The sequence below is a fragment of the Vibrio sp. 1978 genome (assembly GCF_033344345.1).
Genome location: NZ_JAWPOP010000005.1, coordinates 237,958 through 256,821 on the forward strand (window position 1 = coordinate 237,958; position 18,864 = coordinate 256,821).

Genomic DNA, 18,864 nt, shown 5'->3' on the forward strand with positions numbered 1-18,864 from the left:
ATGTTTGGATTTTTACGTTCACCTAAATTTACTCAACCGAGCCTGAGCAACGAGCAAATCGACCAGCGTTACCACCATTGGCGTTTGCACATTATGTTGGGGATGTACATCGGCTACGCAGGTTTCTATTTTACCCGTAAGACCTTTAACTACGCCGCACCAGCGATGATTACCGATCTTGGCTTAGATAAAGGCGATTTGGGTCTTATCGGTACACTTTTCTACATTACTTACGGCTGTTCGAAGTTTATTTCTGGCACGATTTCGGATCGCTCTAATCCTCGTTATTTCATGGGATTAGGATTGATTGCGACAGGTCTGGTCAATATCGCGTTCGGTTTTTCTAGCTCACTCGCGGCTTTCATTACTCTGTGGATCTTAAACGCGTGGTTCCAAGGCTGGGGCTGGCCTTCATGCTCCAAGCTGTTAACCACTTGGTATTCACGTTCCGAGCGTGGCTTCTTATGGGCGATTTGGAACACCGCACACAACGTTGGTGGCGCGCTGATCCCTATTTTGGTGGGCTATTTGACGTTGCACTACAGCTGGCGTGAAGGTTTTATTCTACCCGGCATCATCGGGGTATTGCTCGGTCTATTCGTTTGTTGGCGATTGCGCGACAAACCCACAACAATGGGTTTACCAAGTGTCGGTCAATGGCGCAACGACGCACTAGAACTTGCGCAAGAAAATTACGGACGTGGCCTCACCTACCGCGAAATTCTGAAATCGTACGTATTTAACAACAAATACATCTGGCTGCTCGCGTTCAGTTATGTGTTGGTTTACATCGTTCGTACCGCAATCAATGACTGGGGAAACCTGTACTTGACCGAGCAGCATCACTATAGCCTGATTAACGCCAACGCTGCTCTGTCTATGTTTGAAATCGGCGGTTTTGTTGGTTCATTGGTTGCGGGTTGGGGCTCAGACAAACTCTTTGGCGGTAACCGTGGGCCAATGAACTTGCTGTTCGCGATTGGGATTTTCTTATCTGTCTCTGCGCTTTGGCTGATGCCTCTGACCAACTTTGCATTCCAAGCGGCGGGATTGTTCTCCATCGGCTTCTTTGTCTTTGGACCACAAATGCTGATCGGTATGGCGGCGGCGGAGTGCTCTCACAAAGATTCTGCCGGCGCGGCAACAGGATTCGTGGGCTTGTTCGCCTACATGGGCGCAGCATTGTCTGGTTATCCACTGGCGTTAATTCTTGAAGAATATCATTGGACGGGTTTCTTCATCATCATTTCAGTTTGTGCAGCCGTCATTGGCCTTTTGTTGCTGCCATTTTTGCAAGCGCAGCCATCACGAAAACCACTCGAACCAAAGCCTCGGTTGTAAATCGACTTATCGCCCTTAGGGCAAATTGGCGAGTGACCTAACCGCGCTCGCCCTCCTTATTTAACGTATCTCTGCTCAATTTTTCTTCCGATTCAGTTCGGAGGGTTAACTATGGGAAAAATTCATGAATTTGAACACTATTTCATCGCATAGCTTCTTTCAAATGAACAACAAAATCCAAAACTACGCCTGGGGAAGCACCTCTTCTATTCACGATTTGTTTGGCTTTTCTAACGAAACGAATGAGCCTCAAGCAGAAGTATGGATGGGTACTCACCCAAACGGCTGCTCTGAAGTTCAGGTTGAGCAAAACACGCTGCCTTTGTCTGAACTGATCAAACAAAACCAACCCGCTTACTTATCAGCAGAAACCGCAGCGAAATTTGGCGACCTGCCCTTTCTGTTTAAGATCTTAGCGGCCGAACATGCACTGTCGATTCAAGTTCACCCAAGCAAACAAGATGCCGAAATAGGCTTCGAAAAAGAACAAAGTGCCGGGATCCCACTAAACGCAAGCCATCGTAACTACAAGGATCCAAACCATAAACCTGAGTTGGTGTACGCGCTGACAAGTTACCAAGCCATGAACGGTTTTCGTTCGTATGACGAGATTATTGAGGCATTTGGCCTTTGCGATATCAATGAGCTACGCACACCGCTAGATGCATTCAAACGCGAAATCAACTCACAAGGTTTACGCGATTTCTTTGTGCACATTCTGACCATGGAAGGCGAAACAAAAGAGCGTGCACTGAAACAGCTTCTTGCCCAAGCTTCAGACCAATCAGAGCAAGGTACTAACAACGACGTTTTCCAGCTCATCTTGGATCTATCCACTCAATACCCTGGCGATGTCGGCTTGTTTGCGCCATTACTGTTGAATGTCATCACGCTGCAACCTGGCGAAGCCATGTTCCTGAGCGCAAGAACGCCACACGCTTACATTAAAGGTACGGGATTAGAGATCATGGCGAACTCAGATAACGTTTTGCGTGCAGGACTCACGCAGAAACATATGGATGTTGAAGAACTGGTTAAATGCACAGACTTTGTGCCTAAGCCGTTTCACAGCCTTGTCCTAAAACCCAATGCCAATGGTTGCCAGAGCCTTTACCCCGTTCCAGTGGCAGACTTTAGTTTCAGCATTCTTAACCAACCGAACAATGAAGTGGTTGATGCCAATAGCGCAGAGATTTTGATGGCGATTGATGCCGACCTGACACTCATCAGTGATAACGGTGAGACGTTAACTGCCTCGAAAGGACAATCTGTATTTGTTCCTGCTTACGTTGGTCATTACCGTATTCAAAGTGCGGGACGTGTGGCTCGCGCCTTCAACTAGTTTTTGAATAACTGATTCAAACTAACGTCTGACCCAAGGGACTGGGTTAGACAATTTATTCCTTTCATAGATTGAACCATTCCGCTTTTAAGGCACTCATGCTTACACCTTGTCGAATCCAAACACCTACAGGCCAGTTTCTCTAAGAGGCATAACCTCCCGGATCTGCCATTTACTGCAACATTCATTGTCAAAACCCATTTATGTCCGGTAAATTCGTCGCTCCAATATCAAATCACTTGGATAATAAAGGCGCTTGCACAGTGGTATTTGTTGCAAAACGTATAATCAACGTTGTAATCAAAGCCTCAATCACTACAATCTCTGGTTCGATTTTTCAGTTAACGTTTGTATGCCGAAGTTAAACCAAGATAACCCTGTTCAAAGCTCCGCCCTTTCCGATATCGAAACCAGCAGTAAGATTCAATCGGCATTAGAACCGAAGTTTCACAAGCCAGAGAAACGTCTCTGCTTAAGCCCTGGCCTGTCGGATAAGCATTTGGCGCGCCGTTGGCAAGTATTGGAACACGTGACCAATAAAGATCATCTCCTTGATCCTTTCACGCAGTCACATTGCGATGCTTACTCCAACAACATCGAGCACTTCATTGGTACTGTTAATGTGCCGGTCGGCATTGCAGGCCCTTTGCGCGTCAACGGCTTGTATGCGAACGATGACTTTTTGGTTCCGCTCGCAACGACAGAAGCCGCGTTAGTCGCTTCCTACAACCGTGGCGCAAATCTTATTACCGCCGCTGGTGGCGCGAGCGCATTGTTGCTGAGTGAAGGGGTGAGCCGAACGCCAGTGTTCGCCTTTAATAACCTTGCCGACGCTGGCCAGTTCGTCAGTTGGGTTGTGACCCAGTTTGACGCATTTCGTCAAATTGCGGAATCCACCACCTCACATGGCAAACTCAAAGACATCAATGTAAATATCGAAGGAAACCACGTTTATTTGGTCTTTGAATACGTGACTGGTGACGCTTCCGGACAAAACATGGTGACCATCGCAACAAACGAAGTGTTCCATCATATTTTGGCGACCAGCCCAATCAAACCAACTCAAGCATTCTTGGATGGCAACTTATCAGGCGACAAAAAACCAAACGCGCACACACTGCGCTCGGTACGCGGTAAGAAAGTATCCGCCGAAGTGACCATTCCTGCTGAGTTGGTGGAAAAATATCTGCATACGACGCCGGAGTCTATGGTTCAATTTGGCAAAATGACTACAGTGGGCGGTTTACTTAGCGGGACAATTGGCGTCAACGCGCATTACGCAAACGCGCTTGCCGCGCTGTACATTGCTTGTGGTCAAGATGCCGCTTGCGTTGCAGAGTCTGCCATTGGAATCACTCGTATGGATGTGGACGCTCAAGGCAACTTGTACGCGTGCGTGACCTTGCCAAACATCATGGTGGGGACGGTTGGTGGTGGTACTGGCCTTCCAACACAAAAAGCATGTTTGGATATTTTGGGTTTGCACGGCAACGGCAATGCGAAAGCGTTAGCCGAAGTCGCAGCTGCGCTTTGTCTGGCTGGCGAACTCTCGATCGTGGGCGCATTTTGTGCCGATCACTTTTCTCGTGCTCACCATAAGCTTGCCCGAAAATAACCTTTGTTGCTTTGTACAAGAGAACATCCGTGTGGTTTTCTCTTGTGCAAACCAATGGACTTTATTTATTGGCTCAATAATTTCTTGAAACTAACTTAAGCCTTAACAAACATACCAATCTCTTGTTAACAGTACTTTAGCTGTCCCCCTTCTATATCCATTGCGATATCTCTGCTTGTTACTCTTCATTGGCCATATTTAATATCAGTATCTTAGAAAAAATAGCATCAAAAACTTCTAGCACTATAGTACCAAATTCATCGTTTGAGTTTTTTGTTCACCACTTATAGCTACTATACTCGCCTATGCAGCTGCTTGATTTTCATAAATTTACTAAACAGCTCAAAAGAGCTTAATAACTCCCGTTAAATGGACTTAAATCGTTACTTCGGGTAAGCGAGTTAACTATGAGACGTCAGAAGCTAAATAAAATCTCTGCTTGGGTACTAGGATTGGCTATCTTATTGCTGAGCCATGTGCCTAATGTATCAGCACAAATACAGCAATCCCCATCCGATCAAACCGTTGCGCGTTTTCTCTATCAAACCTCTTTTGGACCAACTCCTGCGTTAATTAATGAGGTTAGGGAAAACGGGTTAGAGGACTGGATACAGAAACAAATCAACCTGCCAGCAACCTACCATCAACCACTTTATCAAACGCCTTTTTCTAAAGGCCTACAGTCAAACCGAGAAAATGCTTGGTATCAGATTGTTGTTACTGCTGAAGATCAGCTCAGACAGCGAACGGCTTATGCATTGAGTCAGATCGTAGTCGTTTCTCGTTATGGCGGCGTTCTTTCCAGCAAACCTACAGGGTTAGTGAATTACTACGATCTGTTGGTTGAGCATGCGTTTGGCAACTACCGAGACCTGTTGTATGACGTTTCCATCCATCCAGTCATGGGGAGCTATTTGTCTATGCTCGGTAGTGCAAAAGAAAATAGTGCGACAGGAACGCTTCCCGATGAGAACTTTGCTCGAGAGTTAATGCAGTTATTCACTATCGGTTTGTATGAACTCAATTTAGATGGCAGTAAAAAGCTAAACCACGCAACAGGCAAACCTATCCCCACGTACAATCAAACTGATATTCAAGAGCTCGCGCGAGCATTAACTGGATGGAAAAATTCCGACATCGCATTCGTGAAACCGATGCGAGTTATCAGTCAAAGACACGACACCGGCGAGAAGCGATTTCTAGGGAACGTGATCCCATCGGGTCTAACCGCACAAGAAGAGCTTTCAAAAGTGATTGATATGTTGATGTCTCACCCAAATGTTGCTCCATTTGTTTCAAAGTTACTTATCCAACGTTTGGTCAGTTCAAATCCAAGCCCAGAGTACGTCGCGCGTGTTGCTACGATATTTAACAACAATGGGGAAGGAGAAAAAGGCGATCTAACCGCCGTTGTTCGAGCCATATTGCTCGACCCTGAAGCATTAGGGATGACGGATACCCCGCCTATAAAAGTGAAAGAACCGATACTGGTCCTGACTAATTTTCATCGAGCATCAGGTTTTACGATTAAAGGATCACGTTACGAAGACGCAACAACGATGATGAACATCGCTAATCAAGGGCCGCTTCGTTCTCCTTCCGTGTTTAATTTTTACTCTCCAGACTATCAGCCGTCTAACGAGTTTACGGAGTCTGGTATTAACTCTCCAGAGTATGAACTTCTCAATTGGTCTGTTTATACCGATTTGGTCAACTATATGTTAACCAGCACTCGTAGAGGAGGTGGTGATTCCTACCACTTCGATCTTAACGAGTTTTATCTTCTTCTGGACGATCACCGTGCCTTAGTCGAATTGGTTAACGAGCGTTTCTTTGCTGGAACGGCTTCTGCTGAATTGAAAGAGCTCATGCTCACCGCCCTGAATGATTATCGTGGGGACTATGTGCCAACAACAAAACTCGCTCTAGTGATATTTACCGCCATTTCTGGCGACGAATTCTATATTCAGGATTAGGAGTGAATTATGGATATTTCACGACGACATTTTATACAAAGCACGCTATCGATGGGCGCACTAGCCTCTCTTAGTCTGCCAGGTTACTCTCTCGCAGCGCCATCCAATGACTTTCGAGCATTAATATGTGTGTATTTAGCAGGCGGAAACGATGCATTCAACACCATACTGCCATTATCGGAGGCGCACTATCGTCAATATTCCAAAGTCAGAGGGCCACTCTCTGTCGCCAAAGAAGACATACTCCCTATCAATTTGAGTGCTGTCGATAGCTCAAATCACCCAGTGAAGCTCGGCTTACACCCAAAGTTAAATGCGTTGACTTCCGTTTTCGAACAAGGCGATGCCAGCATCGTGCTCAATAGTGGCATTCTCAACCATCCCGTCACCAAACAAGCTATTGAGCAAGGTGAAGCATCACTTCCCGAGCAACTGTTTTCTCATAATTCTCAAACAGACGCTTGGTTACTTGGTGGAATGAGCGAGTCTAAAAATCTTGGTTGGGCTGGCAGAATGTTGGATGTATTAAACTCTGAATCAGAAATAACACCGCTATACAGTGTGCATGGCAACTCGCTTTGGTTACGGGCAATGGAACACCGCCAAACCGTCCTGAAAAAAGATCGCGCAGTTCAGCTTACCGCGATTGATAGCCCTTTATACAAAGGTATCTATGACCGCCTTCTCTCTCATCAAACTGACAATCCATTTAATGGTCATTTTAATTTGATGGTTGATGAGTCGATGGTAATGAGTAGTGTATTGAGCGAGCAACTCAACCACATTGCTGACGAGCCGCTGTTTACGTCATCGACGCTCGGCAAGCAGATGCAAACCGTGTACAAATTGATAGCAAGCCAAGATGTCCTGAAGCAGCAACGACAAGTCTTTTTCGTTAAACACTCTGGGTATGACCTACACGATTCGCAATTGGCACGTCATCCAGTGTTACTTGAGGATCTCGCGACAAACCTTTTAGCAATGTATCGTGCGGTCGAACGGTTAGGGCTAAACAAGCAAGTTACCTCTTTCACTATGTCTGACTTCGGTCGACGGATGATGAGCAACGGAAATGGTACCGATCATGGCTGGGGTGGCCATCAACTATTAATTGGAGGCGCGGTAAATGGGAAACAACCTATCGGTACATGGCCGGAACTAATACTGGGCGGAAACGATGATTACTCTCAAGGCCGACTCATACCCAAAATTGCCGCTGATCAAGTTGGTTCAACACTAGCACAGTGGATGGGCGTGAGTGATAACGCTGCACTGGAATACGTCTTCCCGAACATCCGTAATTTTACTCATTCAAACCTGGGCTTTATGGCTTAAGATATTTTTCAGGTTAGCTGTAGAACGCATCATCAAATAAGGGAGCCTCGCGCTCCCTTACTCATCTTATGTTTGCAGAGTGTCCGTTACACCTCGTCGCGACGGCGTTCGTTACACAGCTTAATGGCACGCTCAAGTAATTCTAACGCGGATTGCTCACACTCAGGCAGAACCGCATCACTTTCAGAAACTGGCGTTACGCGGTCACCCCATTTCAATACTGCCGCACCCCATGTCAAACCTGCACCAAATGCAGCAAGAAGCATATTATCACCTGGGTTAACTCGACCTTGCTCTACCGCTTCACACAATGCAATTGGCACCGTCGCAGCTGAAGTATTGCCATAGTTTTGAATGTTAACAAACGCTTTGTCGTGTGGAATTCCAGACAGGTCACACAAGGTTTGAATAATACGAATATTCGCTTGATGCGGAATCACAACATCGATTTGTTCCGTCGTTAACTGTGATGCTTTCAGTACGGTTTTCGCAGCTAGCCCCATGCCTTTTACTGCACGTTTGAAAATTTCTTGTCCTACAAAGTTGAAATCCCAGTAACCGTTGTCTTCCGCAAAGCGATCCATACAAGTACCAAACTTTGGTACGGACAGAATATCTCGGCCTTTTGCGTCACAACCGATTTGAGACTGTAGTAAACCCGTTTCTTTTTCCGTTCTTGATAACACAACGGCGCCCGCACCATCACCAAATAGAACAGCGGTATCTCGCATTGCCCAATCGATGTAGAAAGACAATCTTTCCGCACCAATAATGATCGCGTTACGATAGTTACCTGATTGAATCAAACGTGTGCCCGTTTCTAGGCCATAGACAAATCCCGTACATGCGGCATTTAAGTCAAAGGCAGCGGCTGCACGAATACCTAGGTTCTGCTGTACCTTAGACGCGATATTTGGAATCAATGAATCTGGTGAACAAGTCGCCACAATGATTAAATCCACGTCTGTTGCATCGACGCCTGCTCGAGCTAATGCATGTTTAGCAGCAACGGTCGCCATGTCTGACGTGTTTACATGACTAATACGGCGGTTTTCGATACCAGTGCGGGTACGAATCCACTCATCGGAAGTATCGAGGAAAGTGCTAAGATCATCGTTAGAGAGCACGGCTGGCGGAACACATTTCCCCCAACCTGTAATTTCAGCGTAGTAATTTGTCATCGCAGACCTATTTATTGTTGTATTTTAATAAAATTTCTTAGAACCTTAGGCTCAAATACAAACCTGCGCTGCGTTATTTCGGCAGGTTAAAAAATAAGTATACAAATAATGAGGCTGACTGGTAAGTCATGTTTTCATCAATACGTAATAAAGGAAGAAGTCATGTCATCGTTTAAAACTCGCTGCCCTTCGTGCGGCGGTCTAAATCGTGTCCCTAATGAGCGCGTTGCCGAATCTGCAACTTGCGGTAAATGTAAAAGTGCACTTTTAGACGGCTCGCCTATCGAAGGTACACAAGATAACTTTTCTGCTCTATTACAAAGTGATATGCCTGTTGTAGTAGATTTTTGGGCCCCATGGTGCAACCCGTGCGTTGGTTTTGCTCCTGTTTTCTCTGATGTTGCTCATGAGCAAGCCGGAACGGCTCGTTTTGTTAAGATTGATACCGAAGCTCAACAACAACTTGCGACGCAATTTGGTATTCGCAGTATTCCTACCATTATGGTTTTCAAGAATGGTCAACGCGTTGATATGATCAATGGTGCGTTACCTAAAACTCAATTCGATCAATGGTTAAATCAAGCACTTACTAAATAATCTTCCACGCCAACCTTGTTTGTAGGTTGGCGTTTTTATGCAACTTATCAACCTATCTAGTTAACAAATATTATTTATCGAAACGACTTAAATTTATCATTTTACTTGCCTAACTATTAGCCTCATATTCGCGCCGAATAACCCTTAGATTTCATTTAACTTATAGGCGCAAAACAGTGGAAAACACAGTCGTTCCTGCAGCATCACCACGAGTTACAGTTCCAGTCGTCGCACTGTCTCTTTATGCGGTGGCTTCGGGCTATTTAATGAGCTTGATCCCTCTCATGCTCGGTGAATACAACATCTCAGCAGATTACGCGAGTTGGTTGGCGAGTGTGTTTTATGGCGGCTTATTAACCGGTGCTATTTTTATTGAACGTATCGTACGTCAAGTTGGTCACCGTAACGCGTTTATTGGTTGCTTGGCCGTATTTTCGCTAACTATCGTCACACTACCCGTGTTTGCTAACGGATTGATGTGGCTTGCCGCTCGCTTTATTGCGGGTATCGCGGTTGCTGGTGTTTTTGTCATTGTTGAATCTTGGCTAATGTCTGGAGACGAAGCATCGCGTGCGAGACGTTTGAGCTTGTACATGCTATCGCTTTATGGTGGTTCAGCATTAGGCCAGTTTGGTATTGGCGTGCTTGGCGTAAGTGGCGGCGTTCCGTTTATTGCGATCACGACGTTGATCTTAATGGCGATGCTGGTGCTAATGTTCATTGAGTGTGAGCAGCCAAACAGCCATGAATCAACCGCTTTATCATTTAAGCAAATTGCCAAACTAAACCATGCAGCAATTATTGGTTGTGTTGTTTCAGGTTTGACCTTAGGCGCGATCTACGGATTAATGCCAGTTGAGTTAACTAACCGTAAAATTAGCCATCAAGACATTGGTACATTGATGGCGCTAGTGATTCTAGGTGGCATGCTAGTTCAACCAATGGTGACCGCGTTAAACAAATACATGAGCCGCACAGTGCTAATGGCGTTTTTCTGTATTTTGGGTATTTTTTCGATCGGTATGACCTTTATTTCCTCGTCAGCCGTGGTATTGGCTGCTGCATTATTCTTTTTAGGTGCAGCTACTTTTGCCTTGTACCCGATTGCAATCAACTTAGGTTGCGAAGGACTTGATGAACGCTTTATTGTCTCTGCGACACAAGTCATGCTGTTTAGCTACAGCATCGGCTCTGTTGCTGGTCCTGTTGTCGCTGATAAATTTATGGGCCAAGAACACGGCTTGCTAGGCTACTTGTTTGCCGCTTTGGTTGCGACTGGCGTATACATGCTACTTGCTGCGAGCAAAACCAAGCAGCGTATGGCCGCTGGCCTCTAACCACGCCGCTTCTACTCAACGAAAACGAGGGCATGTCGCCCTCGTTTTTTTATTCTTCGCATTTTTGTTTAGATAAACGCTTGTGACGGTTTGACGCGTTCGCTGCAGGCTTTTCCGGTACCATTCGCTTTTCATGAAGCAAATGACGAACCGCCAAGATGGGATGTTTCAGTAACATTCTGGGGCCAGAGTAACGCATGACCAAACGCATTTGTTCTTTCGGCTCTGGTTTGTAGCAGTGAATCGGACATTTATTACACGTCGGTTTATTCTCTCCATAAGGACAGCGGTCGAGGCGCACTTCTGCGTATTCAAGCAGCTCATGACATTCTGAGCATAAGTCACGTTTTGTTCCATGATGGTCATGACAGTAAACCTCTACCATGGCTTTTACTGTCTTAAATTCAGTGGCGAGTTTGCCAAGTAAAATATCGCTCATGCGCTATCCAAAAATCACAACATCATTGTGTAAAGTTCTAACGTGCGGCCATTATCATATTGCTGCTCAACTCGTTCAAACTCAAAGCCCAGTTTTTTGAGCAAACTTATACTACGAATATTGTCATTGTTGGTGATGGCAACCAAATTATCGAGTTTCATTTCCTCTCTAGCGTATTCCAGCACTGCGGTTGCAGACTCCGTTCCGTAGCCGAAGCCATAAGCGGAAGGTAAAAATCCATATCCGAGATCATAGTGTTGTAATGTGTCACGTTTAACCAACCCACAAATCCCGATGGGTTGTCCATCTTCTTTCTTCTCTACAACGAGTAAACTCACGCCTCTAATTTTTTGCATGCGTAGCATGTTTTCTTTTATGTAACGCGCCGCTTCATATTCGGTACGAATTTGTTTGTCTCCGACAAAACGGTAGAAGTCTGGGCGGTTATAAAGTTCTAGTATAAATGGTGCATCATTTACACTCACAAGACGCAGTATCAAACGTTCGGTGTACAGTGTTTTCATTTGGGCTCCATTAAAACGCGATAGATGATTGGACATAGGAACGTACTTGAATTTTGCGACCGATACCGGCGCTTATTTAGTTGTAACTTGATAAAAAAGTAACTATCCTGCCTCGCTAAATTAAAGGACCACCACCATGAACCGCAAGAAGAAAATCAATCAGATCTTGAAAGCGAAGCAGAAGAAGCATAACGCTAAGCTACATAAGAGCAATAAGCCGCGTTATATCTCCAAAGCTGAACGCGCGAAAATGGAAGCTGAAGAACAAAACCAAGCTTCAGAACACACGGAAAACGTTGTAGACACAGCGCAGACAGATCAAGCCTAAAAGAAAAGCCGCTTCAAGCGGCTTTTTTGATATTTGGAGCGAGTTAGCTTTAGTATTCAACACTGTAGTTCAGTGTGAATGTGCGACCTCTTCCTTTGTAGTCGTACGCTGCTGCATCGTAGTGTGCTGCATAAAGAATCTGCGCACGTTGTCCCCAAGCGGTTGTGTAGTCTTCGTCAAATAGGTTTTGAATACCAAAACCTAACTGCCCGATAGGTAGTGTTACGTTACCAAGAAGATCAAACGTAGTGTATCCATCTAGTTTGTTGTTTGCGTCATCTTCGTAATCAAACATCGTCTGGCTTTGTAGACGTAGTGAATAGCCATCCTGATAGTAAGCCGCCCACGCGTTCGCTTTTGATGTACTTGCTTTACCCGCACTTAGATCTTCCCACTTACCGTTGGTTTTCAGCTCAGAAACCACATAGTGACCTGATGCACCTAACAAAATATCACGGTTTACCCAGTAGTTAATGTTTGCTTCGGCACCGTATACACGTTGCTCGTCATCAACATTGGTGATTAGGAGCGTCTTCTTGTCATACTTGATTGAGTTATCCGACACCGAGTAGTAACCCGCCGCTTGCAGTGCGACAGTATCCGTATCTAATCGGTAACCAATTTCATAGCTGTCCGTTTTGATGCCCGACATTTTTGAGTCAGATACGTTAATGCTATTGTTCAACGCGTAGTGACCATTTGCATCCGCGGCATCGTAGCTACCTTGGCCGTAGTACTTTGCAGGATCAGCGAGTTCGAAACCTTGAGAGAAGTTCGCCCAAAGCTGAGATTCATCGTTAAGCTGATAAATGGTGCCCAAATTAAATAAGCTCACAGAGTAGTCAGTGCTGCCACCTGGTACCGCATCCGCTGATACACCATTACCCGATGCGATCTTCTTTTGTATACTATAGGCAACAAAATCATCAATCTTATTGTCCATGTATTGGTAGCGGTAGCCTGCTTGTACTGACCAATCTTGATTGATTTGGTAATCCCCTTGGACAAACATTGCGTAAGACGCCACATCAACATCTGGGTAACGCCCCACTTCGGCATAGGTTCGATTAATTAAGTTCCCAGAGCTGTTCGCAATGGTTGGATCGAACAGAGCCTGGTTACTTTCAAAACGGTCTAAGTACGCATCGACACCATAAACAAGTTTGAATGACTCCCAGCTTTTAGCTAACGCTAAGCGCCCAGCAAAAACTTCTGTTTTTTGTTGAGAGGCACTTTGGTAATAAGGAGTAAAGGTTTGGTCTTCACTACGGTAAGATAACTCGCCTATCAGTTGATGACCGAATACGCTGTCGTGAGCGTAGTTCGCACTTAAGAGAACTCGCTCTGTACCATGTTCACGGTCGGAATCGAACCCCTCTCGTACATCAACAAATTTATTGTTAACAATGTACAAACCGTATGGCGAATCTTGCTGGCTGTCATAGTATTGTGCGACAAGGTTTAACTTGCTGGCATCGGAGATTTGAATCTCGGTCGATCCCATAACATCGAGCGTTGAATTATACTGCAAAGAGCCCTGTGAAATGTCTGGGGTGACAATGTCGCCATTTGCGTCAAATGCACCTTGTGTCTCGGTGTACACAACCGAACCTCTAGCGGTAATTCGCTCATTACCACCCGAGATAGACTGAGCGAGTTTGTAATCAAAGTCATCGCTGCTATTAAAGCCTGTAGTGCCACTCACGTAGGATTCAAACGACAAGTCATCCGAGTACGCTTTCTTGGTGATAATGTTAATAACACCACCAGTAGCGCCTGCACCATAAATGGAGGTTGCACCAGATAGTACTTCAATTCGCTCGATGTTGAATGGGTCTATTGCATCTAACTGACGACTAATCGGGCGAGAAGACTGTAACGAGACACCATCAATCATTACCAACATTGCTCTACCGCGAAGGTTCTGACCATAGTTAGTTCGACCACCGGTGCCGACGTCTAAAGAAGGGATGGTTGCAGAAAGAATATCACCCAGTGTCTTGCCCGCACGATATTGCTGAGCAATCTCTTCTTGGCCAACAAACCAAACCGTTCCTGGAATATCGGAGATCGATTTCGGCATCACACTGCCTACAACAACCAATTGCTCATCGCTCGGAGTCGATGTTTGTTGAAGATCTTCTGCTGCTATTGAGCTAACTGCGTATCCACTGCTCATCGCAAGTACGATGAGATTGAAAGAAAACGTCCTTTTCATCATTGTATTTATCTTTTTGTTGTCAACAAGAGCATGCAATGATACTTATTCTCACTCTCAAATCGAGCACTGTTACACAAGTTAAATAAATGTTAATTAAGAACCTTCTTGCTCATAAGCTGTCGATTTTCCTCTAAACGAGGACAATCTGCACAAAGCTTTCTGCCTTCACACTTATAGACTAAACAACAACTTTTTCTTACTAACTTTAGCGGCTGATCAGATTCCGTCTCATGAAGTGAGCGGCTATTATCAACATCCAAACCCATTGCGCTTAGCCACAAGACCGCATGCTCCTGAAGTGTCGAGTTAGTCATTTGCGGAAAGCGCTGTTGGAGACGAATTAAACAAGCCATGATTCCGTCCGACATCAATTGATGGGTGAAGCCAGGACGAATGCGTGTCCATTGACTCATCTCTTGTTGATAGAAGTCGAACAGTTCTCGGATTTGACGCCCCGCCTCTTTTATCAACGCTTCTGGCTCGCCATGTATATGCGCTTCGTCGGCGAATCGGTACCCAGAAACAAAACAAGGTTTGAGGTGCTGCGCTATCTCGCGAATGTTTGGCAACGTGTGGTAACCGTAAATAGAGATGAATGCGACATAAACTGGCTGCCAACAAAGTAAATCCCACGTTCTTGTCAACCAATATGCTTTTCCCGCTTCCGGATGAGCCTCCGAGATTTGCTGGTAAAGGCCTTGGATGATCGGGTTGATATCATTCTCGATATGGATAGCTTCTTGCCCTATCTCGCCGATATCACCGTGTAGATAAGGTGTAATCTCACTCGAAGTTTGAAACAGTTGCGGGAAAAATTGCTCAGACATGATGGCTTATTGTTGGTGTAGTCATTCTGACACCTTTATACCCAAGCACCAATCGCAATGCAAACTATTATCCTTTGCGTTTTCATAACAAAGAAGCACCTTTAGGGTTAGTTATGACTGTATTTCCGCGTTCTGTGAAACTGTAAGGTCTGGTTACGTATGCGATGAATAGCAACAAACTCTTAAACCTCTTCGCATTTAACGCTCACATGATCGCAAAAATACACAGCATAAAAACACCCTGATAAAACTGTGTTAACAGTTCCCCTGTGTAGCGTGAGTTATTGCCAATAATTGAATATTGCTGTTTCTTATCCAGCGGATTGTGAACAACATGAAGTATTTTCTTTCTGAATATCGAGACAATACAAAGAGGTAATTTGGCTATGTAGCCCTCTGTTTTGAATAAGGAAATCCACATGTTGTATCTTGAGTTTCTATTTTTGCTCGTGATGCTGTATATCGGCTCACGTTATGGTGGTATAGGCCTTGGGGTCGTATCCGGAATTGGCTTGGTGATTGAAGTCTTCATCTTTAAGATGCCGCCAACCTCTCCTCCTGTCACCGTCATGTTGATCATTTTAGCGGTGGTAACATGTGCTTCCATTCTTGAAGCCGCTGGCGGTTTGAAATACATGCTGCAAGTTGCCGAGCGTGTGCTTCGTAAGAACCCAAAACGCGTCACCCTTATTGCTCCGTTCGTGACTTACTTTATGACCTTCCTACTTGGTACAGGTCACGCGGTTTACTCTATCATGCCAATCATTGGCGACGTTGCACTTAAAAACGGCATTCGTCCTGAGCGTCCTATGGCTGCCGCTTCTGTCGCCTCTCAAATCGCAATCACGGCATCACCAATTTCAGCGGCCGTAGTTTACTACTTGGCGCAACTCTCTGATATTCAACACGAGATCACTCTGCTCTCAATTCTGCTCGTTACTGTACCTGCAACGCTATTCGGTACGTTGTTGATGTCACTTTACAGCCTAAAGCGTGGTAAAGAGCTAGACGACGATGAAGAATACCAAGAGCGTTTGAAAGATCCTGTGTGGAGAGAAAAAATCCTCAACACAACTGCAACGTCTCTTGATGAAGTACTACCAACAAGTGCTCGTAACTCTGTATTGCTGTTCATTGCTTCTATCTTGGTTATCGTCGTTATCGCGATGTGGCCAGACATTCGTACCATCGTAGATGGCTCGAAGCCAATCAGCATGGCAGTTGTGATTCAAATGATGATGCTCTGCTTCGGCGGTATCATTTTGCTTGCGACCAAAACTGACCCGCGTGACGTACCAAATGGGGTGGTATTTAAATCTGGTATGGTGGCGGCGATTGCTATCTTCGGTATTGCATGGATGTCAGATACCTACTTCCAGTACGCTATGCCTCAATTTAAATCTGGCATCGTTGAGATGGTAACCAACTATCCTTGGACATTCGCGCTTGCGTTATTCATTGTGTCGGTTGTGGTGAACTCTCAAGCTGCAACGGCTCGCATGATGCTGCCTGTTGGTCTCGGCTTAGGTTTGGAACCTGCGCTGCTTATCGGCTTGATGCCAGCGGTATACGGCTACTTCTTTATTCCAAACTACCCTTCAGATATCGCGACTGTGAACTTCGATACCTCGGGCACAACTAAGATTGGTAAGTGGTACTTCAACCACTCATTCATGTCTGTGGGCTTAATCGGCGTGATTGGTGCGTGTTGCTTGGGTTACTTGCTAGGGCAAATGATCATTCCTTCGTAACTAGCCAAATCAACGATAAATTAGAGGCGAGTCATTGTACGTTTCGTACAGCCTGAGTGACTCGCCTTTCTTTATTGCACTATTACTACAGCAAGAAATCGTCATCAATCGCGACAAAATTGTCGGCACAATCAATCAGAGTTTGGGATGTTAGCTTAGGTACACCATAAACGGTCACCGTGTTATTGAAGCGCTGCTGAATTCTCTCTACTAGCAGACTAAAGTCTCCATCTCCCGAAACTAGAATCACTTCCTCAACTTCGGGAGCAATTTCAATTGCATCGAGAGTAATACCCACATCCCAATCGCCTTTCGAGCTACCATCACGACGCTGGATGTAGGGTTTAAGCATCACCTCAAAGCCAACACCCCGAAGAATATGGTGGAACTGACGTTGCTTGGGATCATTGCTCGCAATAGCATAAGCACGAGCACTTACCACCTCTTTCCCTTGTGTGGCAACATACCAAAACTGGTTGTAATCAAAATTGCTTCGATACGCTTCGCGACAGGTGTAATACACATTCTGTACATCAACCAAAATGGCGATTTTTTGTTTGCTTTCCGAACTCATCTATTTCTACGCTCAATTTATTTGCTGCCTACCCTATGCCAGTTTTGGAAAAAGCACAATGAGCCAATTCCACTAAACTTAACGTATAAAAAGTTATTTGGGTTTCTAGGGGAACTGTCATGGGCGGAAAGTTACTAGTGATACTGCTTTCTTGTATCTTGTCATCGACAGCATTTGGTTATCCAGCGCACTCCAAATACTGGCCACATAGAAGTGTGCTCTACTTTGCGCCAGAAAATGATGAATACGTCAAACAATTCTTGCTAGAAACACTTATGAATGAGTGTGAGTTGGAAGACAGAGATGTCGTCACGCTGGTCATTACAGAACAAGGTTATACTTTTCCTGCTTGGCTTAAAGAAGAGTTCGACCTAAAAATGCTAGCTCGTCTTTATGAGGTCGAAAAAGGTTCTCATACCGCTATTTTGCTTGGTAAAGATGGTCTAGAAAAGCACCGTTGGGGCGCAGAAACAGACTGGCCGTTTATCAACAACCTCATTGATCAAATGCCTATGCGTAAGCAAGAAATGCAGAGGCAACAAAGCCCCTGTAAAATATAGTCACTTCTGAGCAGTATTACTTTGCGAACCAATCCAACTTGTTGTGAAGTTGAGTCACGCTGCCAACCACAATCAATGCAGGGCTCACGGCTTGCTCTGCCATGATCGATAGCTCGTTCAACTTTCCTTGGAACACGCGCTGCTCTGGGCGCGTACCGTTTTCAATAATGGCGCATGATATCTCAGGATCTAACCCGTGAGTGACCAGCTTATCCATAATATGGCCGCTTTGCTTCAAACCCATATAGAACACAAGTGTGTTGTTGGATTGCGCTAGTGAATGCCATTCAATCTCACGACCATCTTTTTGTACATGACCAGTGATAAATTGAACGCTTTGTGCATGGTCGCGGTGTGTTAATGGAATACCAGCATAAGCCGTCGCGCCCGCCGCCGCCGTAATACCCGGAACCACTTCGTATTTGATGCCAAATTCGGCTAGCTCTTCTAGCTCTTCACCACCACGGCCAAATATAAATGAGTCACCGCCCTTCAGACGTACAACACGCTTACCTTCTTGCGCTTTCTGCACCAAGATTTGATTGATTTGATCTTGAGGCACGCAGTGAAAGTCCAATTTTTTGCCAACGTAAATCATCTCTGCTGATGCATGAGCCAATTCAAGAATATCTTTCGACACCAATCGGTCGTACACCACAACTTCAGCCGCTTGAATGGCTTTTAAGCCTTTTACTGTGAGCAAATCAGGATCACCTGGACCTGCACCAACAAGAGAAACTAAGCCGCTGTTTAAAGATGAGTGAGCAGTAGTCATATCAACGCCTATCGAAAAATTTAGATATAAAGAGTAACACTCGCGTTATGCACTTAGGGCTAAAACCACTCTAAGGAGTTATTACTTTTTATAGCTAAACCAATAAAATATGTCGCGAAAGTGAAAGTTAAAAATTGAAAT

17 protein-coding genes are annotated in these 18,864 nt (G+C 45.1%); 10 read left to right on the forward strand and 7 right to left on the reverse strand.

All coding sequences use genetic code 11. The annotated features are described in order from the left end of the window. The 5 genes from R8N49_RS07670 to R8N49_RS07690 all read left to right on the forward strand — a co-directional run bounded on the left by R8N49_RS07670 (position 1) and on the right by R8N49_RS07690 (position 7,609). Entirely contained in the window at positions 1-1,341 is a 1,341-nt protein-coding gene (locus tag R8N49_RS07670; RefSeq protein ID WP_064369240.1) for an MFS transporter, read from the forward strand. Between the two features lie 124 nt (positions 1,342-1,465). Beyond that, on the forward strand, positions 1,466-2,683 hold the full coding sequence (manA, locus tag R8N49_RS07675) for a mannose-6-phosphate isomerase, class I (protein WP_005376084.1): 1,218 nt from the start codon (positions 1,466-1,468) through the stop codon (positions 2,681-2,683). 352 nt (positions 2,684-3,035) lie between these two features. Then, positions 3,036-4,298 carry a hydroxymethylglutaryl-CoA reductase gene (locus tag R8N49_RS07680; protein ID WP_047101062.1) on the forward strand — a complete coding sequence of 421 codons (1,263 nt, stop codon included), beginning with the start codon at positions 3,036-3,038 and terminating at the stop codon, positions 4,296-4,298. 407 nt (positions 4,299-4,705) lie between these two features. Next, positions 4,706-6,274, forward strand: coding sequence for a DUF1800 domain-containing protein (locus R8N49_RS07685; RefSeq protein WP_064369239.1), 1,569 nt, complete (start codon positions 4,706-4,708; stop codon positions 6,272-6,274). A 9-nt stretch (positions 6,275-6,283) separates the two neighbouring features. After that, positions 6,284-7,609 (forward strand): DUF1501 domain-containing protein, encoded by a 1,326-nt coding sequence (locus R8N49_RS07690; protein ID WP_132936433.1) that lies wholly within the window; start codon positions 6,284-6,286, stop codon positions 7,607-7,609. Between the two features lie 86 nt (positions 7,610-7,695). Here the strand turns inward: R8N49_RS07690 and R8N49_RS07695 are convergent, their stop codons facing one another. Beyond that, positions 7,696-8,790, reverse strand: a complete 1,095-nt coding sequence (locus tag R8N49_RS07695) for a ketoacyl-ACP synthase III (protein ID WP_053349917.1) — start codon at positions 8,788-8,790, stop codon at positions 7,696-7,698. 162 nt (positions 8,791-8,952) lie between these two features. On the opposite strand from R8N49_RS07695, the gene trxC reads away from it, so the two are divergent. After that, the gene (gene trxC / locus R8N49_RS07700; protein WP_005387991.1) at positions 8,953-9,387 is read left to right on the forward strand and encodes a thioredoxin TrxC; all 435 of its coding nucleotides are present in this window, start codon (positions 8,953-8,955) and stop codon (positions 9,385-9,387) included. Between the two features lie 176 nt (positions 9,388-9,563). Next, on the forward strand, positions 9,564-10,724 hold the full coding sequence (locus R8N49_RS07705; protein ID WP_017634647.1) for an MFS transporter: 1,161 nt from the start codon (positions 9,564-9,566) through the stop codon (positions 10,722-10,724). A 49-nt stretch (positions 10,725-10,773) separates the two neighbouring features. On the opposite strand, the gene R8N49_RS07710 is transcribed toward R8N49_RS07705, so the two are convergent. Then, positions 10,774-11,163: a nitrous oxide-stimulated promoter family protein gene (locus R8N49_RS07710; RefSeq protein WP_025767744.1), complete on the reverse strand. Its 390-nt coding sequence runs from the start codon at positions 11,161-11,163 to the stop codon at positions 10,774-10,776. A 14-nt stretch (positions 11,164-11,177) separates the two neighbouring features. Continuing rightward, positions 11,178-11,687, reverse strand: coding sequence for a GNAT family N-acetyltransferase (locus R8N49_RS07715; RefSeq protein WP_025767743.1), 510 nt, complete (start codon positions 11,685-11,687; stop codon positions 11,178-11,180). 136 nt (positions 11,688-11,823) lie between these two features. On the opposite strand from R8N49_RS07715, the gene R8N49_RS07720 reads away from it, so the two are divergent. Next, the gene (locus tag R8N49_RS07720; RefSeq protein WP_005376066.1) at positions 11,824-12,015 is read left to right on the forward strand and encodes a DUF2986 domain-containing protein; all 192 of its coding nucleotides are present in this window, start codon (positions 11,824-11,826) and stop codon (positions 12,013-12,015) included. 49 nt (positions 12,016-12,064) lie between these two features. On the opposite strand, the gene R8N49_RS07725 is transcribed toward R8N49_RS07720, so the two are convergent. Then, the gene (locus R8N49_RS07725) at positions 12,065-14,236 is read right to left on the reverse strand and encodes a TonB-dependent receptor (RefSeq protein WP_017634648.1); all 2,172 of its coding nucleotides are present in this window, start codon (positions 14,234-14,236) and stop codon (positions 12,065-12,067) included. Between the two features lie 89 nt (positions 14,237-14,325). Further along, positions 14,326-15,063 carry a siderophore ferric iron reductase gene (locus R8N49_RS07730; RefSeq protein WP_042520969.1) on the reverse strand — a complete coding sequence of 246 codons (738 nt, stop codon included), beginning with the start codon at positions 15,061-15,063 and terminating at the stop codon, positions 14,326-14,328. 419 nt (positions 15,064-15,482) lie between these two features. Here R8N49_RS07730 and R8N49_RS07735 point away from each other — a divergent pair, with 419 nt between their 5' ends. Further along, the gene (locus tag R8N49_RS07735; protein ID WP_005376060.1) at positions 15,483-16,814 is read left to right on the forward strand and encodes an anaerobic C4-dicarboxylate transporter; all 1,332 of its coding nucleotides are present in this window, start codon (positions 15,483-15,485) and stop codon (positions 16,812-16,814) included. Between the two features lie 85 nt (positions 16,815-16,899). On the opposite strand, the gene R8N49_RS07740 is transcribed toward R8N49_RS07735, so the two are convergent. Next, positions 16,900-17,388, reverse strand: coding sequence for an NYN domain-containing protein (locus R8N49_RS07740; protein ID WP_005376059.1), 489 nt, complete (start codon positions 17,386-17,388; stop codon positions 16,900-16,902). 119 nt (positions 17,389-17,507) lie between these two features. On the opposite strand from R8N49_RS07740, the gene R8N49_RS07745 reads away from it, so the two are divergent. After that, on the forward strand, positions 17,508-17,948 hold the full coding sequence (locus tag R8N49_RS07745; RefSeq protein WP_005376058.1) for a DUF4174 domain-containing protein: 441 nt from the start codon (positions 17,508-17,510) through the stop codon (positions 17,946-17,948). A 16-nt stretch (positions 17,949-17,964) separates the two neighbouring features. On the opposite strand, the gene cobA is transcribed toward R8N49_RS07745, so the two are convergent. Then, complete coding sequence (cobA, locus tag R8N49_RS07750; protein WP_005376057.1) at positions 17,965-18,723, reverse strand: uroporphyrinogen-III C-methyltransferase; 759 nt, start codon at positions 18,721-18,723, stop codon at positions 17,965-17,967. Between the last annotated feature and the right edge of the window lie 141 nt (positions 18,724-18,864).